At 71.5% G+C, this 20,324-nt stretch carries 20 protein-coding genes; 10 read left to right on the top strand and 10 right to left on the bottom strand.

Translation table 11 applies throughout. The annotated features are described in order from the left end of the window. Nucleotides 1-533 precede the first annotated feature (533 nt). The 4 genes from AB0L56_RS01725 to AB0L56_RS01710 all read right to left on the bottom strand — a co-directional run bounded on the left by AB0L56_RS01725 (nucleotide 534) and on the right by AB0L56_RS01710 (nucleotide 3,880). Complete coding sequence (locus tag AB0L56_RS01725) at nucleotides 534-1,415, bottom strand: hypothetical protein (protein WP_365417767.1); 882 nt, start codon at nucleotides 1,413-1,415, stop codon at nucleotides 534-536. 224 nt (nucleotides 1,416-1,639) lie between these two features. Continuing rightward, nucleotides 1,640-2,257, bottom strand: coding sequence for an RNA polymerase sigma factor (locus tag AB0L56_RS01720; RefSeq protein ID WP_361021676.1), 618 nt, complete (start codon nucleotides 2,255-2,257; stop codon nucleotides 1,640-1,642). A 171-nt stretch (nucleotides 2,258-2,428) separates the two neighbouring features. Further along, complete coding sequence (locus AB0L56_RS01715) at nucleotides 2,429-3,244, bottom strand: DUF3152 domain-containing protein (RefSeq protein ID WP_365418804.1); 816 nt, start codon at nucleotides 3,242-3,244, stop codon at nucleotides 2,429-2,431. A 243-nt stretch (nucleotides 3,245-3,487) separates the two neighbouring features. Continuing rightward, on the bottom strand, nucleotides 3,488-3,880 hold the full coding sequence (locus tag AB0L56_RS01710) for a hypothetical protein (protein WP_361022393.1): 393 nt from the start codon (nucleotides 3,878-3,880) through the stop codon (nucleotides 3,488-3,490). A 326-nt stretch (nucleotides 3,881-4,206) separates the two neighbouring features. Between AB0L56_RS01710 and AB0L56_RS01705 the strand changes: the two genes are divergently transcribed. Next, complete coding sequence (locus AB0L56_RS01705; RefSeq protein ID WP_365417764.1) at nucleotides 4,207-6,915, top strand: N-acetylmuramoyl-L-alanine amidase; 2,709 nt, start codon at nucleotides 4,207-4,209, stop codon at nucleotides 6,913-6,915. 250 nt (nucleotides 6,916-7,165) lie between these two features. On the opposite strand, the gene AB0L56_RS01700 is transcribed toward AB0L56_RS01705, so the two are convergent. The 4 genes from AB0L56_RS01700 to AB0L56_RS01685 form a co-directional block, all read right to left on the bottom strand. Beyond that, on the bottom strand, nucleotides 7,166-7,561 hold the full coding sequence (locus AB0L56_RS01700; protein ID WP_361021670.1) for a hypothetical protein: 396 nt from the start codon (nucleotides 7,559-7,561) through the stop codon (nucleotides 7,166-7,168). A gap of 116 nt (nucleotides 7,562-7,677) precedes the next feature. Beyond that, entirely contained in the window at nucleotides 7,678-8,238 is a 561-nt protein-coding gene (locus AB0L56_RS01695) for a hypothetical protein (RefSeq protein WP_361021667.1), read from the bottom strand. Nucleotides 8,239-8,368: 130 nt separating this feature from the next. After that, entirely contained in the window at nucleotides 8,369-8,875 is a 507-nt protein-coding gene (locus AB0L56_RS01690; RefSeq protein WP_365417760.1) for a hypothetical protein, read from the bottom strand. A 113-nt stretch (nucleotides 8,876-8,988) separates the two neighbouring features. Then, the gene (locus AB0L56_RS01685; RefSeq protein WP_365418801.1) at nucleotides 8,989-10,581 is read right to left on the bottom strand and encodes a glycoside hydrolase family 20 protein; all 1,593 of its coding nucleotides are present in this window, start codon (nucleotides 10,579-10,581) and stop codon (nucleotides 8,989-8,991) included. A gap of 155 nt (nucleotides 10,582-10,736) precedes the next feature. On the opposite strand from AB0L56_RS01685, the gene AB0L56_RS01680 reads away from it, so the two are divergent. From AB0L56_RS01680 to AB0L56_RS01645, 8 genes are all read left to right on the top strand, one after another. Beyond that, nucleotides 10,737-11,399 carry a 2-oxo-4-hydroxy-4-carboxy-5-ureidoimidazoline decarboxylase gene (locus tag AB0L56_RS01680; protein ID WP_361021661.1) on the top strand — a complete coding sequence of 221 codons (663 nt, stop codon included), beginning with the start codon at nucleotides 10,737-10,739 and terminating at the stop codon, nucleotides 11,397-11,399. A 179-nt stretch (nucleotides 11,400-11,578) separates the two neighbouring features. Beyond that, the gene (gene sdhC, locus AB0L56_RS01675; protein ID WP_361021658.1) at nucleotides 11,579-11,959 is read left to right on the top strand and encodes a succinate dehydrogenase, cytochrome b556 subunit; all 381 of its coding nucleotides are present in this window, start codon (nucleotides 11,579-11,581) and stop codon (nucleotides 11,957-11,959) included. Between the two features lie 5 nt (nucleotides 11,960-11,964). Beyond that, nucleotides 11,965-12,447, top strand: coding sequence for a succinate dehydrogenase hydrophobic membrane anchor subunit (locus tag AB0L56_RS01670; protein WP_361021655.1), 483 nt, complete (start codon nucleotides 11,965-11,967; stop codon nucleotides 12,445-12,447). A gap of 107 nt (nucleotides 12,448-12,554) precedes the next feature. Beyond that, nucleotides 12,555-14,309, top strand: coding sequence for a succinate dehydrogenase flavoprotein subunit (gene sdhA, locus AB0L56_RS01665; protein ID WP_361021652.1), 1,755 nt, complete (start codon nucleotides 12,555-12,557; stop codon nucleotides 14,307-14,309). After that, nucleotides 14,309-15,088 carry a succinate dehydrogenase iron-sulfur subunit gene (locus AB0L56_RS01660; protein ID WP_361021649.1) on the top strand — a complete coding sequence of 260 codons (780 nt, stop codon included), beginning with the start codon at nucleotides 14,309-14,311 and terminating at the stop codon, nucleotides 15,086-15,088. Before sdhA ends, AB0L56_RS01660 begins: the two co-directional genes overlap by 1 nt. 162 nt (nucleotides 15,089-15,250) lie before the next feature. Further along, nucleotides 15,251-15,658 carry a hypothetical protein gene (locus AB0L56_RS01655; protein WP_361021647.1) on the top strand — a complete coding sequence of 136 codons (408 nt, stop codon included), beginning with the start codon at nucleotides 15,251-15,253 and terminating at the stop codon, nucleotides 15,656-15,658. Between the two features lie 5 nt (nucleotides 15,659-15,663). Further along, nucleotides 15,664-16,158, top strand: coding sequence for a DCC1-like thiol-disulfide oxidoreductase family protein (locus tag AB0L56_RS01650; RefSeq protein WP_361022387.1), 495 nt, complete (start codon nucleotides 15,664-15,666; stop codon nucleotides 16,156-16,158). 32 nt (nucleotides 16,159-16,190) lie between these two features. Further along, a complete protein-coding gene (locus AB0L56_RS01645; protein ID WP_361021644.1) occupies nucleotides 16,191-16,958 on the top strand; it encodes a TetR family transcriptional regulator in 768 nt (255 codons plus the stop codon). Between the two features lie 266 nt (nucleotides 16,959-17,224). Here the strand turns inward: AB0L56_RS01645 and AB0L56_RS01640 are convergent, their stop codons facing one another. Then, nucleotides 17,225-17,758, bottom strand: a complete 534-nt coding sequence (locus AB0L56_RS01640; protein WP_365417754.1) for an isochorismatase family cysteine hydrolase — start codon at nucleotides 17,756-17,758, stop codon at nucleotides 17,225-17,227. A gap of 62 nt (nucleotides 17,759-17,820) precedes the next feature. Between AB0L56_RS01640 and AB0L56_RS01635 the strand changes: the two genes are divergently transcribed. Then, a complete protein-coding gene (locus AB0L56_RS01635) occupies nucleotides 17,821-18,639 on the top strand; it encodes an alpha/beta fold hydrolase (protein WP_365417751.1) in 819 nt (272 codons plus the stop codon). Between the two features lie 348 nt (nucleotides 18,640-18,987). On the opposite strand, the gene AB0L56_RS01630 is transcribed toward AB0L56_RS01635, so the two are convergent. Beyond that, a complete protein-coding gene (locus AB0L56_RS01630) occupies nucleotides 18,988-20,316 on the bottom strand; it encodes a metallophosphoesterase (RefSeq protein ID WP_361021635.1) in 1,329 nt (442 codons plus the stop codon). Between the last annotated feature and the right edge of the window lie 8 nt (nucleotides 20,317-20,324).

The raw sequence follows: 20,324 nt of genomic DNA, 5'->3' as shown, positions 1-20,324 counted from the left end.
TGTCCGCCGCGGCCTGGCGCGAAAGGCACGTTACGGCCTGAATCCTCTCCCCGTCCATGTCCGTCCAAGATGCAACTAACCCGTGACCCAGGAGGGTGTGACAGAAAACGCACCCCCGGCGCTGTAGAGGGTACGGGTCGCCGCGCGGCCCGTGCCGCGCGACGGCCGGGGCCTCTCCTGTGGGGGGTGGCGGCCCCGGCCGTCTCTGCGGTCTGTTTCGCGGAGACCTCCACGAGACGAGCCGAGCGTCGATGCCAATCCGCCGGCAACCGGTGCCTAGCGCAGTTCCGCCGGGAACAACTCAGGCAGGAACTCCCTCGCCATCAGTTGTCATAACGTGGCGCAGGATGCCCGCTACTTCCCCGGTGCGCTCGTTGGGGAAGAAGTGTCCTTCAGGGAACGCGTGCACTCGCAGACGGCCGAGTGTGACCGAAGAAGGTCATCGGTCCGTCCTGGCGCGTGTTGCCTCGGCGCGGGTGCGGCGAGCGCCGTGTTCTTCGGCTTTTCCGGTAGCGGGCCTCAACGGGCGTACGTCACGGGTTCCCGGTGCCCGGCTCGGCGGGCTTTCCCGCGGTTTCGCCTGCACCGGCGTCCGGGCCGTTCCCCTTGTTTCCGTTGTTTCCGTTGCTCGCGTTCCCCGTGCTGCCGGACGCCGTGCCGCTGTTCGGGGCGTTGCTCTCGTTGCCCGGGGCGCCGTTGCCGGAGCTGTCCGGGCCGGCCGTGCTCTTCTCCGGCGTCCCGGTGTTTCCGGGCCGCGCGCCGTCCTGGTCCGCCTGGCCCGCACAGTAGGCGTCGACGTTTGACGCGCCGCCCGCTGCCTCCGTGAGGCGCTTCCAGGCCGTCGCGTCCAGTGCCTTGCCGCGCCCCTTGAGCTTTTCGTAGGCGCGGCAGTGGGCCTCGGTGTCCTTGGCCGTGTCGGGACGGTTCGCGTCCCGGCCGTCGGAGCCGGTGCCCGGGTCGGCGGACTTCGGAGTGGCCGCAGGGGTGGTGCCGGACGGCGCCTGGGTGCCCTTGGCGTGCTCCGCCGGTCCGTCCGTCGAGGAGCCCTCCACGCCGATCCCGGCGACCGCGACCCCGCTCAGGGTGAGGCCGGCCACCAGGGCGGAGAGCGTGGCCTTCAGCGAGCGGCTGCCGAACCGCCGCCGACGGGCCCGCCAGTCGTCCCGGCGCCGGGTGCGCATGCCATGCGCACCCGACTCCCGTGCCGCGACGAACGCGGCGACGGCCCGCTGCTCGGCCCCGGCGTCCACACCCTCGCGGATCAGCGCGGCGGCGAGCAGCGTCTGCAGGTCGGCCGTGCCGACGACGGGGCGGCCACCGGGCACGGAAGCCGGGCGGTCCTGCGCGGGCACCCTGCCCTCAGGGTGCACACGCCGACGGCCGGACCGCCCGCCGTCGCTCTGCCGTTCACCCATGTCCGTTCCCGTCCCTGCTCGGTCCTGCTCGATCCACTCGGTTCACCCGGTCCACACGGCTCCGTGCGGCACGACGCGCTCACGCGGAACACCCGCGCGGCCGGGCCGGGCCCGGACCGACGGATACGTTCCGCGTGTCCGGCCTGTTCAGCATCCGGCCCAAGGGCCTAAGCCGGACGGGCCGGGGCGGACGCCGCTGCGCGGCCCGCCGTCCCGGCCCGCGGTCATGTCGACTCACCCAGCGTCGGCGACGCCTCATCCGTCACACTTTCGGCGCCGAGCTGCTTGGCCAGCCGATTCAGGCCCCGGTACGCGGCCGTCCGTACCGCCCCCGGGCGCTTGCCGAGGACGCGGGCGGCGGCGGGGCCGTCGAGACCGACCACGACGCGCAGCAGCACCGCCTCGGCCTGGTCGCGCGGCAGCCCGCCGACCAGCTGGAGGGCGTACTCGGTCGATATGGCCTCCATGGCCTGGTCGTAGGTGCTCTGCGCCCCGGGCAGGTCCAGTACGTCCTGCTCGATCGTCGACGCCCGGGGCCGCACCCGCTGCCGGCGCAGATGGTCCAGCGCCCGGTGCCGGGCGATGGTCGCCGTCCAGCCCCGGAACCCGGCCCCGTCGCCCTTGAACCTCCCCAGGTCGCGGGCGATCTCCAGCCAGGCGTCCGACATCACGTCCTCGGCGTCGTCCCCGACGAGCCCGCGCACGTACCCGAGCAGCCCAGGCTGTACGAGCCGGTAGGCCACGGCGAAGGCGGCCTCGTCCCCCTTCTGGGCCCGCGCGACGGCCGCGCCCAGTTCCCCGTCGTACGCCTGTGCGCGGCGGGGTTCGCCTCCGTGGCCCAAGAACCGTCCTCGTCCGTAGCGAGCGGGTAGCGCATCCCTATCGCTTGGCATAGGCACGTCCGTCGGCGCCCACACCCCCACGGTCATCAGCGTCCGGCGCCAGGAAAGTGTCACAGGTCGTCAGACGCCCCGTGCGTCACATCAGCGCCGGTCACGGCAGGTGACCCGCCGTCAGGGGACGGCGGGCCCGCCGAGGTAGGAACCGTCCCGGCCGTAGGGCCAGGCGTTGGCGACACAGCCGCGCAGTCCCTTGATCTGCTGCATCATCGCGGGGGCCGGACGGCCGGCCCCGGGGCAGGTCTCGTGGCCGTGTCCGATGCGGTGGCCGACCTCGTGGTTGACGATCAGCGCGCGGTACTCGCCGATCGGGCCGTCGAACTGCGGTGAGCCCAGCACCCACCGCTTGAGGTTGACCACCACGTCCGTGCCGACGCTGCAGTTGACCTCGCCGCGGGTCAGCAGACCGGCGGCGCCGCAGATGCGGTCGGTCGTGCCGGGTGTCGCGATCTTCACAACGAAGTCGTACGCACCGGAGCTGACGAGCTGGAAGGAGTTCACACCGTCCCGGGTCCAGCCCCGGCGGTCGGCCAGCACCGCGGATATCTCGGCGGCGGCCGCGCTCGCCGAGACGTCGACGCCGTTCTCGACCAGCACCTTGTACCGCCGGACGCGGCTGCCCGTACCGACGACGGTGCCGTCGGCCCCCGCGGTGGTGAAGGTCCCGGGTCCGGTGGCGGGGATGTCGATCTGCTCGGACGACTCCGACGACTCCGACGACTCCGAGGCGGAGGGGGACGGGGACGTGCTGGGGGACCAGGAGGACGGGGAGGGGGAGGCGTCGGGGCTCTCCGGAGCTTGCGACGGCGGGGCCGCGCCGGTCCCGCCGGTTTTCCCCTCCAGCATGTCCCCGGCGGCCGCAGCCACGTCGCCGGCGGCCGATCCGTGCCGGTCCTGGTAGTACGCCACGGCCGCTCCCGAGGCGATCATCACCGCCGCGAAGGCGAGTCCGGCCGGTACGGTCCGGGTCCAGCGCCGGCCTCCTGACCGTGACCGCCCCCGGGCGGCTGCGCGCCGAGGCTCGCTTCGGCCCCCGCGCCGGCCGCCGCGCCCCCGTCCCTCTCCGCGTCCCTGCCGGTCCCCGTTCCCGGCCCGCTCCCCCTGCCCCCGTCGTTCCCCACGTCCGTCACGCTTCCCCACGACGGGAATCCCCCCATGTCACGTTGTTCATCGTCAGGCGGCGGTGGTCCGTCCGGCACGCCCGTGTAAGACCAAGTAAAAGGTCTGCAGTGATTCCTCCCGGCCCGCCTCGAACCGGTTGTGCACCTTGCCGACCGGGTTCCAGATCCGTCCGTCCGGCATCCGCACCCCGACCGGCTGGCCGAAGTACGCGCGCTGCCCCTCGTCGAGATCCACCCACACGCCGCCCGCGCGGCGCACCAGCACCTCACCGACGTAGGCACCGAGGGCGAACAACGTGCCGCGCACCCGCTCGCTGTCCGCTGCGCCCTTGCGCAGCCCGTCGACCAAGGCGTCGACGACGCGCAGGCTGGCCACGGAGTAGTCCAGCGGAAGCCGGCTGCGCCCGGTCGCCCGGGCGACGAAGGCCGCCGCACACGGGCGCATCTGTCGCGCGCCCGGCACTCGCTCGTCCGCCGCCCCCACGGGACACCGCCCCTCCGCTCGGTCTGGCCAGGAACCCAGGCGAGGTCCCCCAGCAGACCAAGCGGGTGGCGCCTCGTGATCATCACGGGTCACGGACGTGGCGATCACCACACAGCCGCATCACAGACTCCGTACAACCTTTTGGCCGCTCGTACGTCCGTGAAGGCGAATCGGCGGATGTACGGATCCGGTGACCGCGGCTGTGACGTTTGGCCAGGCCTTGACGCTGGGTGAGTGCCACCTGTGGGACAGGTGGTGCCGATGTTCCATTTCCAGGGGTGGGGTAGTTGAGTCCTCGCAGGACCCATGCGTACAAGCCGCTCAGCCTGAGACGGAGGGTGTGGCTGACCGTCGGGGCCGTCGTGCTCAGCGGCGCGGGAGTGGTCACGTACGCGGTGGCCGACCAGTCGTCCGCGCCGGCCGACACCGCGGAGAAGCCCCGCGATCCGAGCATCCACTCACTGAAGCTGGAGAACCGGGGCTCCGGCCGCCGAGGGCTCGACCGGCGGACGACCGAGCAGTTCAGCGCGGTGCTCGTGACCTGGGACAACCCGGAGGCGAAGGCCAAGGGCACGCCCGAGGTGCGCACCAGGGACCTGGAGACGGGCAAGTGGTCCGGCTGGAAGGAGCTGGAGCAGGAGCCGAACCAGGCCGACGGCGCCGAGGGCGAGCGGGCGGCCACCCGGGGCGGCACGGCCTCGCTGTGGACCGGCGACGCCGACGGCGTCGAGGTCCGGGTGGTGAAGGACGACGGCACCCAGGCGGGCGGCCAGCCGGCCGGGATGGACGTCACGCTGCTCGACCCCGGTACGGACCCCGAGGGCGCGCCGGACGTGGCGGACATGGACCCGGTCGCGTTCGCGGCGGACACCACGGCCTCGGTGACCCCGGCGCCAACGGAGACGCAGCCGGGGGCCACCGAGCCGCCGTCGTCGGCGCCCGCGACACAGACGGCCACGGACACCGCGCCCGCGACGCCGGACGCAACCCTGTCCGGGACCGTCACGCAGACCGCGTCGCCCTCCCCCACGCCCACCGTTCCCGAGCCCCGCCCCTCGACGGTCGTGAAGCCGCCGGTCATCACGCAGGCGGAGTGGGGCGCGTCCACGGACTACGACGGCACGCCGAGCTACGGCACCGAGATCAAGGCCGCCGTCATCCACCACACCGGCACCGACAGCGACAACGGCCTCTCCTGCGCCGACTCGCGCGCCCGGACACGCTCCATCCAGCAGGAGCACTTCGCTCGCGGCTACTACGACATCGGCTACAACTTCCTCGTCGACCGCTGCGGCCAGATCTTCGAGGGCCGCAGCGGCGGCATGGACCTGCCGGTGGTCGGCGCCCACGACGTCGGCTTCAACAACGACACGCTCGGCATCTCGTACATCGGCAACTTCGAGAGCGCGCAGCCCAGCCGGGCCGCGATGGACTCGATCGCCCGCGTCGTCGCCTGGAAGTTCGGGATGTACGGCATCGACCCGACCGGCACGGTCACGCTGACCTCCGGGAGGGAAGCCGGGGACAGCGGCAACAAGATCGACATGGGTGAGTCGGTCACCCTGCCGCGGGTCTTCGGCCACCGGGACACCAACTACACGGCCTGCCCGGGCAGGAACTTGTACCCGAAGCTGTCCCGGATCGCCGCGCTCGCCAAGACCCCGGGCATCTCGCACGCCCTGGCCACCTCGGACTACAACCGGGACGGCCTGGCCGACCTGGCCGCCGGCACCCCGCGGGTGAAGAGCGGCGCCGGCAGCGTCTCGGTGGTCCCGGGCGGCACCGACGGCCCGGTCACCGGCGCCCGCAGGACGCTCATGCAGAGCAGCCCCGGCGTCTCCGGCAACGACGAGTCCGGTGACGGCTTCGGCACCTCCACCGCCTGGGGCGACGTCAACGGCGACGGCCACGCCGACCTCGCGATCGGTGTCCCCGGCGAGAACGACACCAGCGGCCACGCCGACCGCGGCTCGGTCGTGGTGATGTACGGGCCGGAGCTGAACACCGGTTTCGGGTACACCACGTCGGGGGTCACCGAGACCGGCGCGAAGCTCGGCACCACGGTCGCCGTCGGTGACTTCAACGGCGACGGCAGGGCGGACGTGTTCGCCGCCGGCTCCGGCAACGGCGGCAACTGGAACGCCCGGCACACCGGCGGCGCCACCCGGTCCGGCACGCTCACCACGGCCACGGGGGCCATCGCCCACCTGGACGCGGCGAGCGGCGACTTCAATGGGGACGGCTACGCGGACGTCGCGCTCAACTACCGCGACACCGGCGGCATCAGCCGTGTGGTCCGCTTCGCGGGCTCCGCGTCCGGTCTGGCCAAGGCCGGTGTCCTCTCGGTCAAGGGCGGGCGTTCGATCGCCGCGGGCGACATCAACGGCAACGGCTACGACGACATCGTCATCGGCCAGCCGGCGGCCGGGGAGTCCGGCGGTACGACGTCGGGCGGGCGGATCACCATGCTGCTCGGCACCTCGTCCGGGTTCACCACCTCCGGAATGAAGACGGTCCACCAGGACACCACCGGGGTCCCCGGCGGCAACGAGGTCGGCGACGCGCTGGGCACCTCGGTGTCCGTCGGCGACCACAACGCCGACGGCTACGCGGACGTCCTGACCGGCTCCCCCGGCGAGGACCTCAGCCGCGACGGCGCCAACCGCAAGGACGCGGGCGCCGCGATCCTGCTCCGGGGCACGTCCTCCGGCATCACCGGCTCCGGCGCGGTGTTCGTGTCCCAGGACACCTCCGGCGTCCCCGGCGCCACGGAGTCCGGTGACCGGTTCGGGTCCGCGGTGTCCCTGACGGACCTGTCGGGCTACGGCCGCGCGGACCTGACGTTCGGCGCGGACGGCGAGGACACCTGGGACGGCGCGGTCGTGTACCTCCCGAGCAACGGCTCGGGACTCGGGTACGGCGACACGGTGTTCTACGGCAGGGGCACGTTCGGCCTGGCGGCCGACGTCCGGCTGGGCGGCACGCTGACACCGTGACCCGGTGACGACGACGGCCGGGGCCCCGCGCGGTGCGCGCGGGGCCCCGGCCGTTTCGCGCAGGGCTGGGGCCTGTCGTTCGGATCATGTCGCAGGGAACTGGCGGTGCCTTGTCGGCACCGTGAGCGGGGCCTGGTGCGTGCAGCTGCAAGGCGGAGGAGGGCGCCAGGGCGGAGCCCTGGCAACCGACGACAACGCCGCAGATGCGCGTGCCAGGCCCCGCGTACGCGGCGTGACCGAACGACAGGCCCTACGGGCGCGGTCCCCCGCCGGCGGCGTCCCGGCACAGCAGCCGCAGCGAGCCGTCGTGGGTGTAGCAGCGCCGGGCCTCGTCGATCGGGTCCCAGAGGCGGCCGTCGGGGGTGCGGACCCAGTGGTCGCCGCCGGAGGACCACCACTCGCCCCCGGCCTGACGGATGATCACCTCACCGGCGTAGGCGCCCAGTCCGCGCAGCACCAGTTCCACGGCGGCGTACGGGGCCGCCTCCTGGCGTATGTCCTCGATCATCCGGTCGATGCTCCACAGACTGCGCGCCGAGTAGTCGAGGCGCAGCCGTGCCCCCTCGCGCATCGCCGCCACCGCGTCCGCCGCCCAGCGGACCGGCTTCGTCGCCGCCGAGGGCCTGGTCTCCTGCTGTGTCGTCACAGTCGTCGCAGTCGTCACATCCTGAAGAGCGCTGCGGCGAAGCGTTTCGTCACCCGGATTCCGGGCGTTCCCAGAACGGTCGCAGGACCACCCCAGGACGGTTACAGAAGGCCGCCTCAGCCGTCCCTGCGGCTGCGGCGGGACACCGCGGCGCGGAGCACCCGCCGCCCCTCCGTCGACACCTCCAGCGCGCCCCGCAGCCCGGTCGGCCCGTGGGCGGACAGGAGCTCCAGCACGGATATCTGGCGGCGCAGTTCGGCGGCCAGGAGCGGCGACAGGCCGTCGGCCCCGCCCGCACGGCGCAGGTCGGCCGGGCCGCCGTCGTCGGCTTCGGCGCCGTCCAGCAGCCGGTGGATCCGCAGCGCGGCGAGGGAGCACGCGTCGGCCCACTCCCGCAGCCCGGCGGCGGAGCGCTCCGCGGGGGCGGTGGCGAGCATCCGGTGCGCGAGCGCCACGGACTCGTCCGCGTCGCCGGGCGCGGCGTCCAGCTTGCCGCGCACCTGCTCCAGCCGTTCGGCCCAGTCGCCGGGGGCGGCGTCCTCCGCGAGGCTCGCCCACAGCGGGCGCAGCACCTCGTCGTCGCCGTCCAGCAGCGGCATGCACCGATCCAAACAAGCCAACCCGCTCACGGCCAGCCCGCGCTCGTCGGCCTGTGCGATCAGTTCCACCAGGCTCATCCACGCCTCCCTTGCGGGTCGTCACGGGCCCCGTGAGAGGCCCCTCGCAGGCCCCCGAAGAGGCCCTTCACGGGCCTCGTCCCTCACGGAGCCCGCATCGTCCCTTACTGCGTGCGATGAGCCCGGAGTGTCACTCGGGCACCACTCCGAGCCGGTCGAGGAGACGGAAGAAGAGGTTTTCGGCCACCGGATCGGGGTCGGCCCTGAGGATCTCTTCCAGGTCCTCGGCGGACACCGTGTGCCCCGCCTCCTCGGCCCAGAAGACGGCGCGTTCGGCCGCGTCGGCGGGCTCAAGAAAGTAGTCGTCGACGGTGAGCCCCTCCTGCTGTCCGTCGAGATACCCGGCCATGGCGGTCCGTGCGAGGCAGGTCGTCCACGCCCCGCTCTCCGGTGACGCCGCCTCCACGACCACGCAGTCGCTGTCCATGACATAGCCGAACAGCGCGGGCGCGCCGGTCTCCCGGGCCAGGTCGTTCATGTTCCCGATGTCGCCCTGGCCGCCCGGGTATTCCCACACCTGCCATCCGTCCGGCGCCGAGGTGCGCAGGGTCAGGCCCCCGGCCGCACCGGCCAGCGTGTCCAGTTCGGCGAGCGGCCGCTCCCCGCGGCCCACGACGAAATACCCCCAGTAGCCCATGTGCTGCCGTTCCCCCCGGTGTGTCGGTTCGGATCACGAAAACATCACCACAGTCGCACGGGGGTTCGCAGGCTTATGCGGCAATCCGTCGGGGGGACGAGCCGGCGCGGCGGTCAGCCCAACTGGTCCGCGAGGTTGCGGAACTGCGTCCAGGACAGCTCGGGTCGGCCCGGGTCCCACAGCTTCTGGACGGTCGCCCGCAGCGGCATGCGGATGCCGGCCGCGACCTGCTCCTGGGTCTGGGCGCGGGGCAGGTCGCCCCAGATGGCGAAGGACCCGCCGAGGATCTGGTCGTCGTACCGCTCCGGAACCGCGGTGGTGCCGCGCAGCACCAGCGGCGTCCACTGCTCGTAGATCCGCTGCCCCGTCGGATAGACGAAGGTCAGGGGCTCCCCGAGCACGTAGTAGAGGAACTCGTCGTTGTAGTTGATGACCTCGCGGCCCTCGCGCAGATACTCGGCGGGCTCCCGGGCCCCGATCTCCTTGCCCGTCCAGTAGGCGACCCGGATGTCCTTGTCGGCCTGTACCGAACCGCCGCGGAAGAAGCCGTCGTTCCAGGCGCGGGGCGTGCGGTCGTGGGCGCGGACGGTGGCGGCCCGGTCGTTGAGCCAGCCGGTCGTCAGGTCCTCGACGGTCGCGCCGGAGCCGTACTTCTCCCGCGCGGCGGCGGCCAGATTCGGGAAGGACGCCTCGGGGTCGGGGACCACCAGGGCCTGGTACTCGTCGCCGCCGAGGTGCCACTGGCGGCCGGGGAAGAGACCGGCGTACTCGTTCAGCAGATCGTCCACGATCTCGGCGGACTCCGGCTTGGAGATGTCGATCGCGCCGCGCACCGCGCCGCCGCTCACATTGCGCAGCTGCAGGTCGGGGTGGGCGGCGATGACCGCGCCGAGGTGGCCCGGCGAGTCGATCTCGGGTACGACGGTGATGTGCCGGCTCTCCGCGAGGTCGACGATCTCCTTGACCTGGGCCTTGGTGAGATGCTCCTGGGACACGATCTCGGGGTGGGAGTCGGACTCTATGCGGAAGCCCTGGTCGTCGGAGAAGTGCAGGCCGAGCTCGTTGAACTTCAGGTCGCCGAGTTCGCGGATCCGGTCCTCGATCCAGTCGGCGCTATAAGGCTTGCGCGCGATGTCCAGCATCATCCCGCGCCGTTCCTTGGCCGGCTCGTCGCGCACCACGCCCTCGGGTGCGGCGCCGGCCCCGGTTATCTCCTGCTTGAGGGTGCGCGTGCCGTAGAACACGCCCGCCTCGGCCGGGGCGGTCACGGTCACCCGTCCGCCCCGCACGGTCATCGTGTACGACTCGGGGCTGGCGCCGGCGCCGCGGTTCAGCTCCAGCCGGAGGTCCCCGTCCCGCTCGTCGTCCACCTCGCCCACGTACGTCAGCCCCAGCTCGCCCGCTATCAGCCGGCCCTCGTCGGCCAGCACCGGATCGGCCACGACCACCCGGTGGTCCCGCGCGGGACGCCACCCGGGACCGCGCTCCGCCGTGTGCTCACGGACGGCGGGTATGGTGCGCGGCGCCTTCGACAGGGGGTAGGAGCGCGTGGGGCTCGGCGTGGGGCTCTGTGCCGCCGCCGACCCCACGGACGCGCCGTCGTCCGAGGACGCCCACAGGCCGACGCCCAGTCCGGTCCCGGCCACCAGCGCGCCCCCGGCGACGGCCGAGACCAGCACCCGTCGCTCCCTCACCGCCCCCGCCATCGAGCGCCGCCGGTGCCGCCTGTGCTGACTGTGCTCACTCACCCCGCCAACGTACGACTCGTTCGAGTGAAAGGCGTCACCGAACGGTTCTCAAACCCTGCCGTTCGGGTGAATCGGGGGTACCGATCGGACACGTCTCGGACTCACTCGATAACGTGAGGTCACAACTCTCACAGCATCTGCCACCGACACACACGCGACGCCCACGAGGAATCACGCTGCCTGCGCACCGTCTCCCAGACCTCCCCGGCCGAGTCGCCATACCCGGACAGTCCCGCGGCACGCCCGGCACCACGTCCCCGCTGGAGCGGTTCAACACCGCCCCCGCCCAGAACGCCGAGCGCGCCCTTCTGGCCTGCCTGCACAGCCTGCGCTGGGCCCTGCGCCTCGCCGGCCACCGCCCGTACCCCGATCTGCCGTCCCTCCTGGCGGCCTCCGACGAGGCGGCGTACGACCTCTCCGCCAAGGAACTGGAGGAGGCCCTGGCGGCGGAATCCCTCCCCGACCTCCCCGAGGCCACCTACTCCGCCGCCCACACGGCCCTGAGCGCGGCCCACGCGGCCTACGCGGCCAAATTCGGCCACGTGTTCGTCATCTCGCTGGAGGGGGTCCCCGAGGAAGAGTCCCTGGACCGGGTCCTGACCGACATCCGGTCACGATTGGCAAACGATCCCGAGGACGAACGGGTCGTGGCAGCAGAGCAACTCCGCCGCCTGGCCAGACAGCGGCTGACCGACCTCGTAGGGGCGCGGGGAACCGCGCGACCGGCAACAGACGGCCCCACACCGGGCATATCCGGCCAAACCCCACCCCGATAGCCGCCAGAAACGGGCCCCGCACCTCTTCGAGTGCAAGTTTGATCACACCGGCAGGCCCCCTGTAAGCGCCGCAGGCACTCGTCGCTACCATGCTGGGGGCCGGTGGACCGTACCCGGCCGGGCCCGACCGACAAGGAAAGCCGGCGCGGCCCCAATCCCCGCTCCCGGAGGAAATTTCCGTGCCGGCTGGAACGCTGTACCGCGGCCGGGAAGGAATGTGGTCCTGGGTGGCTCACCGAGTCACCGGCGTCCTCATCTTCTTCTTCCTGTTCGTTCACGTGCTGGACACCGCTCTCGTGCGGGTGTCCCCCGAGGCCTACGACGAGGTCGTGGCCACGTACAAGACGCCGATCGTCGCGCTGCTGGAGTACGGCCTCGTGGCCGCCATCCTCTTCCACGCGCTCAACGGCCTGCGTGTCATCGCCGTCGACTTCTGGGCCCAGGGCGCCCGCTACCAGAAGCAGATGCTCTGGAGCGTCGTCGCCGTCTGGGTCGTGCTGATGCTCGGGGCGATCTACCCCGTCCTCGGCCACGCCGCTCGTGAACTGTTCGGGAGCTGACGCCCATGTCCACGACTGAAACCTCCGCCTCGGGCATCGGCCCCGTCGAGGGTGCCTCGCTCTACTCCGTCGACAACCCGGCGCCGGTCATCGAGCCCCCGCGCAAGCGGACCAAGAAGACCCCCAAGTCCACCCGGGGCAACTTCGAGCTGGCCGCCTGGCTGTTCATGCGTCTGTCCGGCGTCGTCCTGGTCGTCCTCGTCATCGGCCACCTGCTGATCCAGCTGGTGCTCGACGGCGGCGTCTCCAAGATCGGCTTCGCCTTCGTGGCCGGCCGCTGGGCCTCGCCGTTCTGGCAGTTCTGGGACCTGCTGATGCTGTGGCTCGCCATGCTGCACGGCGCCAACGGCCTGCGCACGGTCATCAACGACTACGCGGAGCGGCCGAACACCCGGCTGTGGCTCAAGGCCCTGCTCTACACCGCCACGGTGTTCACCATCCTGCTGGGCACGCTGGTGATCTTCACCTTCGACCCGAACATCCGCTAGGCACGGGGCTGCGAGAATCATGCTGCGTACCCCGGGACACAACCCCGCACCCGCGGCCGACGCTCGCACCACCGTCTCCGACAAAGCCCCGCAGTGAGGCGAGACCAGTGAAGATCCACAAGTACGACACAGTAATCGTCGGCGCCGGTGGCGCCGGTATGCGTGCCGCCATCGAGGCGACCAAGCGCAGCCGCACCGCTGTCCTGACCAAGCTCTACCCCACCCGCTCCCACACGGGCGCCGCGCAGGGCGGCATGGCCGCCGCGCTCGCCAACGTGGAGGAGGACAACTGGGAGTGGCACACCTTCGACACGGTCAAGGGCGGTGACTACCTGGTCGACCAGGACGCCGCCGAGATCCTGGCGAAGGAGGCCATCGACTCGGTCCTCGACCTGGAGAAGATGGGCCTGCCGTTCAACCGGACGCCCAACGGCACGATCGACCAGCGCCGCTTCGGCGGCCACAGCCGCAACCACGGCGAGGCCCCGGTCCGCCGCTCCTGCTACGCGGCCGACCGCACCGGTCACATGATCCTCCAGACGCTGTACCAGAACTGCGTCAAGGAGGGCGTGGAGTTCTACAACGAGTTCTACGTCCTGGACCAGCTGATCACCGAGGTCGACGGCGTCAAGAAGTCCGCCGGTGTGGTGGCCTACGAGCTGGCGACCGGCGAGATCCACGTCTTCCAGGCGAAGTCCGTGATCTACGCGTCCGGCGGCACCGGCAAGTTCTTCAAGGTGACGTCCAACGCGCACACGCTGACCGGTGACGGCCAGGCGGCCGTGTACCGGCGCGGGCTGCCGCTGGAGGACATGGAGTTCTTCCAGTTCCACCCGACCGGCATCTGGCGCATGGGCATCCTGCTGACGGAGGGCGCCCGCGGTGAGGGCGGCATCCTGCGCAACAAGGACGGCGAGCGCTTCATGGAGAAGTACGCGCCGGTCATGAAGGACCTCGCCTCGCGTGACGTGGTCTCGCGCTCCATCTACACGGAGATCCGCGAGGGCCGCGGCTGCGGTCCCGAGGGCGACCACGTCTACCTGGACCTCACGCACCTCCCGCCGGAGCAGCTGGACGCCAAGCTGCCCGACATCACCGAGTTCGCGCGGACCTACCTCGGCATCGAGCCGTACACGGACCCGATTCCGATCCAGCCCACCGCGCACTACGCGATGGGCGGCATCCCGACCAACGTCGAGGGTGAGGTCCTGGCGGACAACACCACCGTCGTGCCGGGCCTGTACGCGGCCGGCGAGGTGGCCTGTGTGTCCGTGCACGGCGCCAACCGTCTGGGCACCAACTCGCTGCTGGACATCAACGTGTTCGGCAAGCGGGCCGGCATCGCGGCGGCGGAGTACGCGCAGACCGCCGACTTCGTCGAGCTGCCGGAGAACCCGGAGTCGCTCGTCGTCGAGCAGATCGAGCGGCTGCGCTCGTCCACCGGCAGCGAGCGGGTGTCCGAGATCCGCCGCGAGCTGCAGGAGACCATGGACGCCAACGTCATGGTGTTCCGCACCGAGCAGACGATCAAGACGGCGGTCGAGAAGATCGCCGAGCTGCGCAGGCGCTACAAGAACGTCGCCATCCAGGACAAGGGCAAGCGGTTCAACACCGACCTGCTGGAGGCCGTCGAGCTGGGCAACCTGCTCGACCTGGCGGAGGTCATGGCCGTCTCGGCGCTGGCCCGCAAGGAGTCCCGCGGCGGTCACTACCGCGAGGACTACCCGAACCGTGACGACGTCAACTTCATGCGCCACACGATGGCGTACCGCGAGGTCGGCGCCGACGGCACCGAGACCGTCCGTCTGGACTACAAGCCGGTCGTCCAGACCCGCTACCAGCCGATGGAGCGTAAGTACTGATGGCTACCCCTGTTCTGGACAAGGCGGACGCGGCCGGTTCCCCCGAGCCCGGCGCCGCCGAATCCCCCTACATCACCGTCACCTTCCGGATCCGCCGGTTCAACCCGGAGGTCTCGGCGGACGCGACCTGGGAAGACTTCCAGCTGGAGATCGACCCCAAGGAGCGGGTCCTCGACGGTCTGCACAAGATCAAGTGGGATCTGGACGGCACGCTGACCTTCCGCCGTTCCTGCGCCCACGGCATCTGCGGTTCCGACGCCATGCGGATCAACGGCAAGAACCGTCTGGCGTGCAAGACGCTGATCAAGGACATCAACCCCGAGAAGCCGATCACGATCGAGGCAATAAAGGGCCTCACGGTCCTGAAGGACCTGGTCGTGGACATGGAGCCGTTCTTCCAGGCATACCGGGACGTGATGCCCTTCCTGATCACGAAGGACACCAACGAGCCGACGCGTGAGCGCCTGCAGTCCGCCGAGGACCGCGAGCGTTTCGATGACACGACCAAGTGCATCCTGTGCGCCGCGTGCACGTCCTCGTGCCCGGTGTTCTGGAACGACGGGCAGTACTTCGGCCCGGCGGCCATCGTCAACGCGCACCGCTTCATCTTCGACTCGCGTGACGAGGCCGGCGAGCAGCGCCTGGAGATCCTCAACGACCGCGAGGGTGTGTGGCGCTGCCGCACGACCTTCAACTGCACGGAGGCCTGCCCGCGCGGTATCGAGGTCACGAAGGCGATCGCCGAGGTGAAGCGTGCGCTGATCACGCGCCGCTACTGAGGTACGCCGTACGTCCCTCAAGGGCCCCGTCCCCGGCTGGAGACGGGGCCCTTCGGCATGCGTGACGCAGAACACCACAGCCCGCGAGTTGAACATGTTCAAAACATAGGTCTAGAGTCACCCTGTCAGCGTTTTGAACGCGTTCAAGAAGGGCTGGGGGACATGGACCGCACGGTCATCGCCTACGTCATCTACCTCGTCGTCAGCATCGGGCTGACCGTCTGGGTGGCCCGCACACTGAGCAGGAACGGGCGGATCTTCCTCTCCGACGTGCTGCACGGCAACGAGAAGCTCGCCGAAGCCGTCAACCACCTCCTGGTGGTCGGCTTCTACCTCGTCAACCTCGGGTTCGTCGCGCTGTACCTGAGCGACGACGAGACGATCACCGACACCCGCGGCATCTTCGAGGCCCTGTCCACCAAGCTCGGCGTGGTGCTGCTGGTGCTCGGGGTGATGCACCTGGCCAACGTGTACGTGCTCAACAAGATCCGGCGGCGCGGGGTGATGGAGCGGGAGCAGCTGCCGCCGGTGCCTCCGCAGGGCTGGGTCGCCCCCACGGCCGGGGCGTGAGCGGCATGGCGACCGCGTACGGGGACCGGGACGCCGCACGCGTCCCGGTCCGCCGGCTCACCGTGCTGTACGACGCCGAGTGCTCCCTCTGCGCCTTCGTACGGGACTGGCTGGTGCGCCAGCCGCAGCTGGTGCCGCTGGAGCTGGTCCCGGCGGGATCACCGGCGGCCCGGGCCGCGTTCCCGGGCCTCGACCACGGAGCCACCCTGGAGGAGATCACCGTCGTGGGCGACGGCGGTCAGGTGTACCGGGGGGCCGCCGCCTGGATCGTCACCCTCTGGGCGCTGCGGAACCACCGGCGGCTGGCCCACCGCCTGAGCACCCCGTCCGGCGCGCGGCTCGCCAAGGGCGCCGTGCTGGCCGCCGCGAAGTGGCGCGGCGCCACGGCCCGGTGGGGCGGGAGCGTGTACCACCGGGGCGACGGGTGGACGTACGACCCGCGCGGTGGCTGGAGCTACACCCCGCCGAGCTGCGACGCCGACGACTGCACCGCCCCGTAGCAGGCCGGGCCCTGGCGTTAGGCTCTGTTTCCGTGTCCGCGAAGAACGACGGCCCCGGCGACGGCGCCGCACTCAGCAAGTCCGAGCAGACCCGCGCCCTGATCCTCGAGACGGCCATGCGGCTGTTCCAGGAGCGCGGGTACGACAAGACGACCATGCGGGCCATCGCCAAGGAGGCAGGCGTCTCCGTCGGCAACGCGTACTACTACTTCGAGGGCAAGGAACACCTGATCCAGGGCTTCTACGACCGGATCGCCGCCGAGCACCAGGCGGCGACCCGGGAAATCCTGGCCCGGGAGACCGACCTGGAGGCCCGGCTCGCGGGCGTGCTGAAGGCATGGCTGGACATCGCCACGCCGTACCACGAGTTCGCGGTGCAGTTCTTCAAGAACGCGGCTGACCCGGACAGCCCGCTCAGCCCCTTCTCCCCCGAGTCGGAGCACGCGCGCGCGGAGGCGATCAGCGTGCACCGCGCGGTGCTCGCCGGGACGAAGACCAAGGTGCCCGAGGATCTGCGGGACGTCCTGCCCGAGCTGATGTGGCTCTCCCAGATGGGCCTGGTCCTGTACTGGGTCTTCGACCGCACCGAGGGCCGCGAGCGCAGCTACCGGCTCGCCGAGCGCGGCGCCCGCCTCACCGCGCGGGGTGTCGCCCTGTCCCGCTTCCGGGTGCTGCGGCCGCTGGTCCGCGACGTGCACGAACTGTTCACCGAGTTCCTGCCCGGGATGACGAAGGCGCTGCCGGACCCCTCGAGAAAGGGGGCGCCCGCCGCCGACGAGCGCCCCGGAACCGTCAGTTGACGGCATCCAGCCCACGTCGTGCGCCAGCAGTCCGTCCGCCACGGTGGTCACCTGCGCCGCGCGGGAGCCGTACGGACTCGCCGTGACCGCAAGCACATAAGCACCCGACGGCGAGTACATCCGCTTCTCCTCGGCCGAGTTCTTCGCGCAGCTCGCCGAGCGGTACGGCATGAAGCTGGACGGTCCGCCGCCGGACGCGGAGCACCGCATCGTGTACGTGGTCAGGCCGACGGCGGTCAGCTGCCAGTGACCGGACGGCCGCCGGGTCACTCCCCGGCGGCCCGCGCGGCCGTGAGGTCCGCGACCCGGGCGGTGCGCGCGCCGAGGGCGGTGAGCCGGTCGAGGGCCTCGCGGTGCTGGGCCTCGTCGACGCTGGCGGTGGCGTCCTCGGCGACCACCACGTCGTAGCCCAGCCGCAGCGCCGTCGCGGTCGTCGAGGCGACTCCGTGCGCGGTGGACAGTCCGGCGATCACCACCTCGGTGACCTGCTCGCGGCGCAGCACGTCGGCGAGTTCGGTGCCCTCGAAGGCGTCCAGACCGTTCTTGGTCACCAGGTGGTCGCCGGCGCGCGGCGCGCAGCCGGGGACCAGCTGGTTGGGGGCGGCGGAGACACCGCCGTCCGCACCGTCGGCGCGTACATAGCGGACAAGGACGACGGTGGAGGCATCCTGGTCCGTGAAGTGGTCGCGGAGCCTGCCGCACGCCTCGACGACGGTGTCACCGCCGACCGGCCGCCACGGCATGTCGACGATCCACCGTTGCAGATCGATCAGAACAAGTGCCGTACGGACATGGGTCATTGATCCCCCAGGGACGTTGATCAGCGGTCCGTGGCACATTACCAAGGGGACAAAACAGACCGGTGGAGACGTCAATCACGACCCGGGACGGTCTGCGGCTGTGGAAGGAGACCTTCGGCAGCCGCCGCGATCCGGCGGTGCTGCTGGTGATGGGCGGAGCGGCGCCCGGCATCGTCTGGCCCGACGAACTGTGCCGCCGGCTCGCGGCCCACGGGTACTTCGTGGTGCGCTACGACCACCGGGACACCGGCCGTTCGGACAAGTCCCCGGGGGAGTACGACCTGTCGGCCCCCGCGTCGGACGCCGCCGAGGTGATCACCGGGCTCGGGCCGGGCGCGACGCAGGTGGTGGGACAGTCCTTCGGGGGCATGGTGGCGCAGCTGCTCGCGCTGGAGCGGCGCGAACTCGTGCGGTCGCTGGTGCTGCTGTCGAGTTCGCCGGACGCCAACGGGGATGTGCGGCGGCCGCCGCGCACGGGGCTGCCCGGCCCGCGCCGGCCGATGCGGGAGCGGGTCGCCCGGCTCACGCAGGTGCTGGTGGAGCCCGTGATGCCGTTCGATTACGCCTACTGGGTGGACCTGGTGCGCCGGGTCAGCGCCCGCGGATCGGATCCCGAAACGTCAGGGCGCCATCTGACCGCCCTGGACCGCACGCCCCCGCTGACCGGGCGGCTCCCCGCCCTCGACCTACCGACGCTCGTCGTACACGGCGAGCAGGATTCGGTGTTCCCGCCGGAGCACGGCGAGGAGCTGCGCCGGGTGATCCCCCGGGCCCGTCTGTGGCGGATGGCGGGCATGGGGCACATCTTTCCTCCGTACTGGTCGTCGACGATGTGCGCGCTGATCGTCGACCACCTCCGCCGCAGCCGATCCGACCGCTGACCGAAGGAGACCGTGATGCGTCGTCACCCGCCGGCCCCTGCCGCCCCCGCGCACCCGGGACCGAGAGCACGGACGGCGGCGCAGGCGGCCACGGACGCACGGACGCAGTTCCTGCGCGCGCTGCGCAGTCCGCGTCCGGTGGGCCGTCTCGACGGCACGGCGTCCGCGGACCCGTTGACGACAGCGCTTTCCCGGTTCATCGGCACGGGATGAGCGGGTGCACAACTACGGGCAGTCACATCACCCGAGCTGCGGGCAGTCGTGCCGCTGGGGCGGCACGGGTGGGCGCAGCGGCACCCCGCAAGCGCGGGTAAGCACAACACCCCCCGCCCGCACCCAGAACCGCCCTCACGCCCCCCGCGAAGCCAACTCGATCACCGTGACATCGGAAGGCGCCCCCACCCGAGTGGGCGGCCCCCACGCCCCGGCCCCCCGGCTCACATACAGCTGCGTATCCCCGTACCGCTCAAGCCCCGCCAACGTCGGATTCACACCCCTGGCGACCAGATTGAAGGGCCAGAGCTGCCCCCCGTGCGTGTGCCCCGACAACTGCAAATCCACCCCATGGTCCACAGCATCATGAATCTGCACAGGCTGATGTGCCAGCAACACACACGCCCGCCCCCGATCCCGATCCCCCAGCGCCCGTGCGAAGTCCGGCCCCTGCCCCTCGTCCTCCCCGGCCACATCATTGACCCCCGCCAGATCGAAGTACGGCAACTCCGTCCGCGCATTCTCCAGCGGGTTCAGCCCAAGCCGCCGCACCTCCTCGACCCACTGCTCGGCCCCGGAGAAGTACTCGTGGTTCCCGGTGACGAAGTACGACCCGTGACGCGCCCTCAGCTGCGCCAGCGGAGCCGCGGCCGGGCCGAGGTCCTTCACGCTGCCGTCCACCAGGTCCCCGACGACCGCGATGAGATCCGGCTGGGTCGAGTTGATCGTGTCGACGACCTTCTGCGCGAAACCGCGCCCCAGCACCGGCCCCAGATGGATGTCGCTCACCACGGCGATCCGGAAACCGTGCGCCGCGCGGGGCAGCTTGGCCAGCGGCACGGTGACCCGCTTCACGCGCGGCCCGCGCAGCACCCCGTACGTCCCGTAGCCGACGGTCCCCACGGCCGCCGCGGCGGCGGCCCCGCCGACGACACGGGACACGAACAGCCGCCGGGAAGGCCCGGAGGACGACGCCGGAGCGTCGAACACATGGGCGCCACCCCCGAACACGGCATCCTCGCCGCCCGCTCCGGCATCCGGCGTGCCGCCGTTGACGGGCCCGGCCCCCTGCCCGGCCGCTATGGGCTGCGGCTTCGCCGGAGCGTCCGCCGTCTCCACCACCCCCGCTTCCGCAGCCCTCGCCCGCCGCTCCAGGACCCGGCGCAGCACCGGCCGCACCAGTTCGCCCCCGAGCACCGCCAGCAGCAGGTACAGGGACAGCGCCAGCCACAGCAACCCGGGCCAGGCCAGCACCTGCTGCAGCCAGAAGGGAGCTCCGGCGCGCTCGGCGACGAGGGCGCCGACGGTCAGCGCCCAGCCGCCCGCGATGACCACCGCACCCGCGCGACGCACCGCGCCCGGACCCCGCGTGGTGTCCCGGAACAGGCGCCGCCACACGTACCAGTTGCCCGTCACCAGGACGGCCAGGACCAGCAGCGCGATGAGTACGAAGGCGATGGCCACGGTGCGGA

The organism is Streptomyces sp. NPDC052079 (assembly GCF_040680275.1).
Lineage (GTDB): Bacteria > Actinomycetota > Actinomycetes > Streptomycetales > Streptomycetaceae > Streptomyces.
The sequence above is the reverse complement of the archived record's forward strand: the minus strand, read 5'-3'. Positions and strand labels throughout refer to the sequence as shown.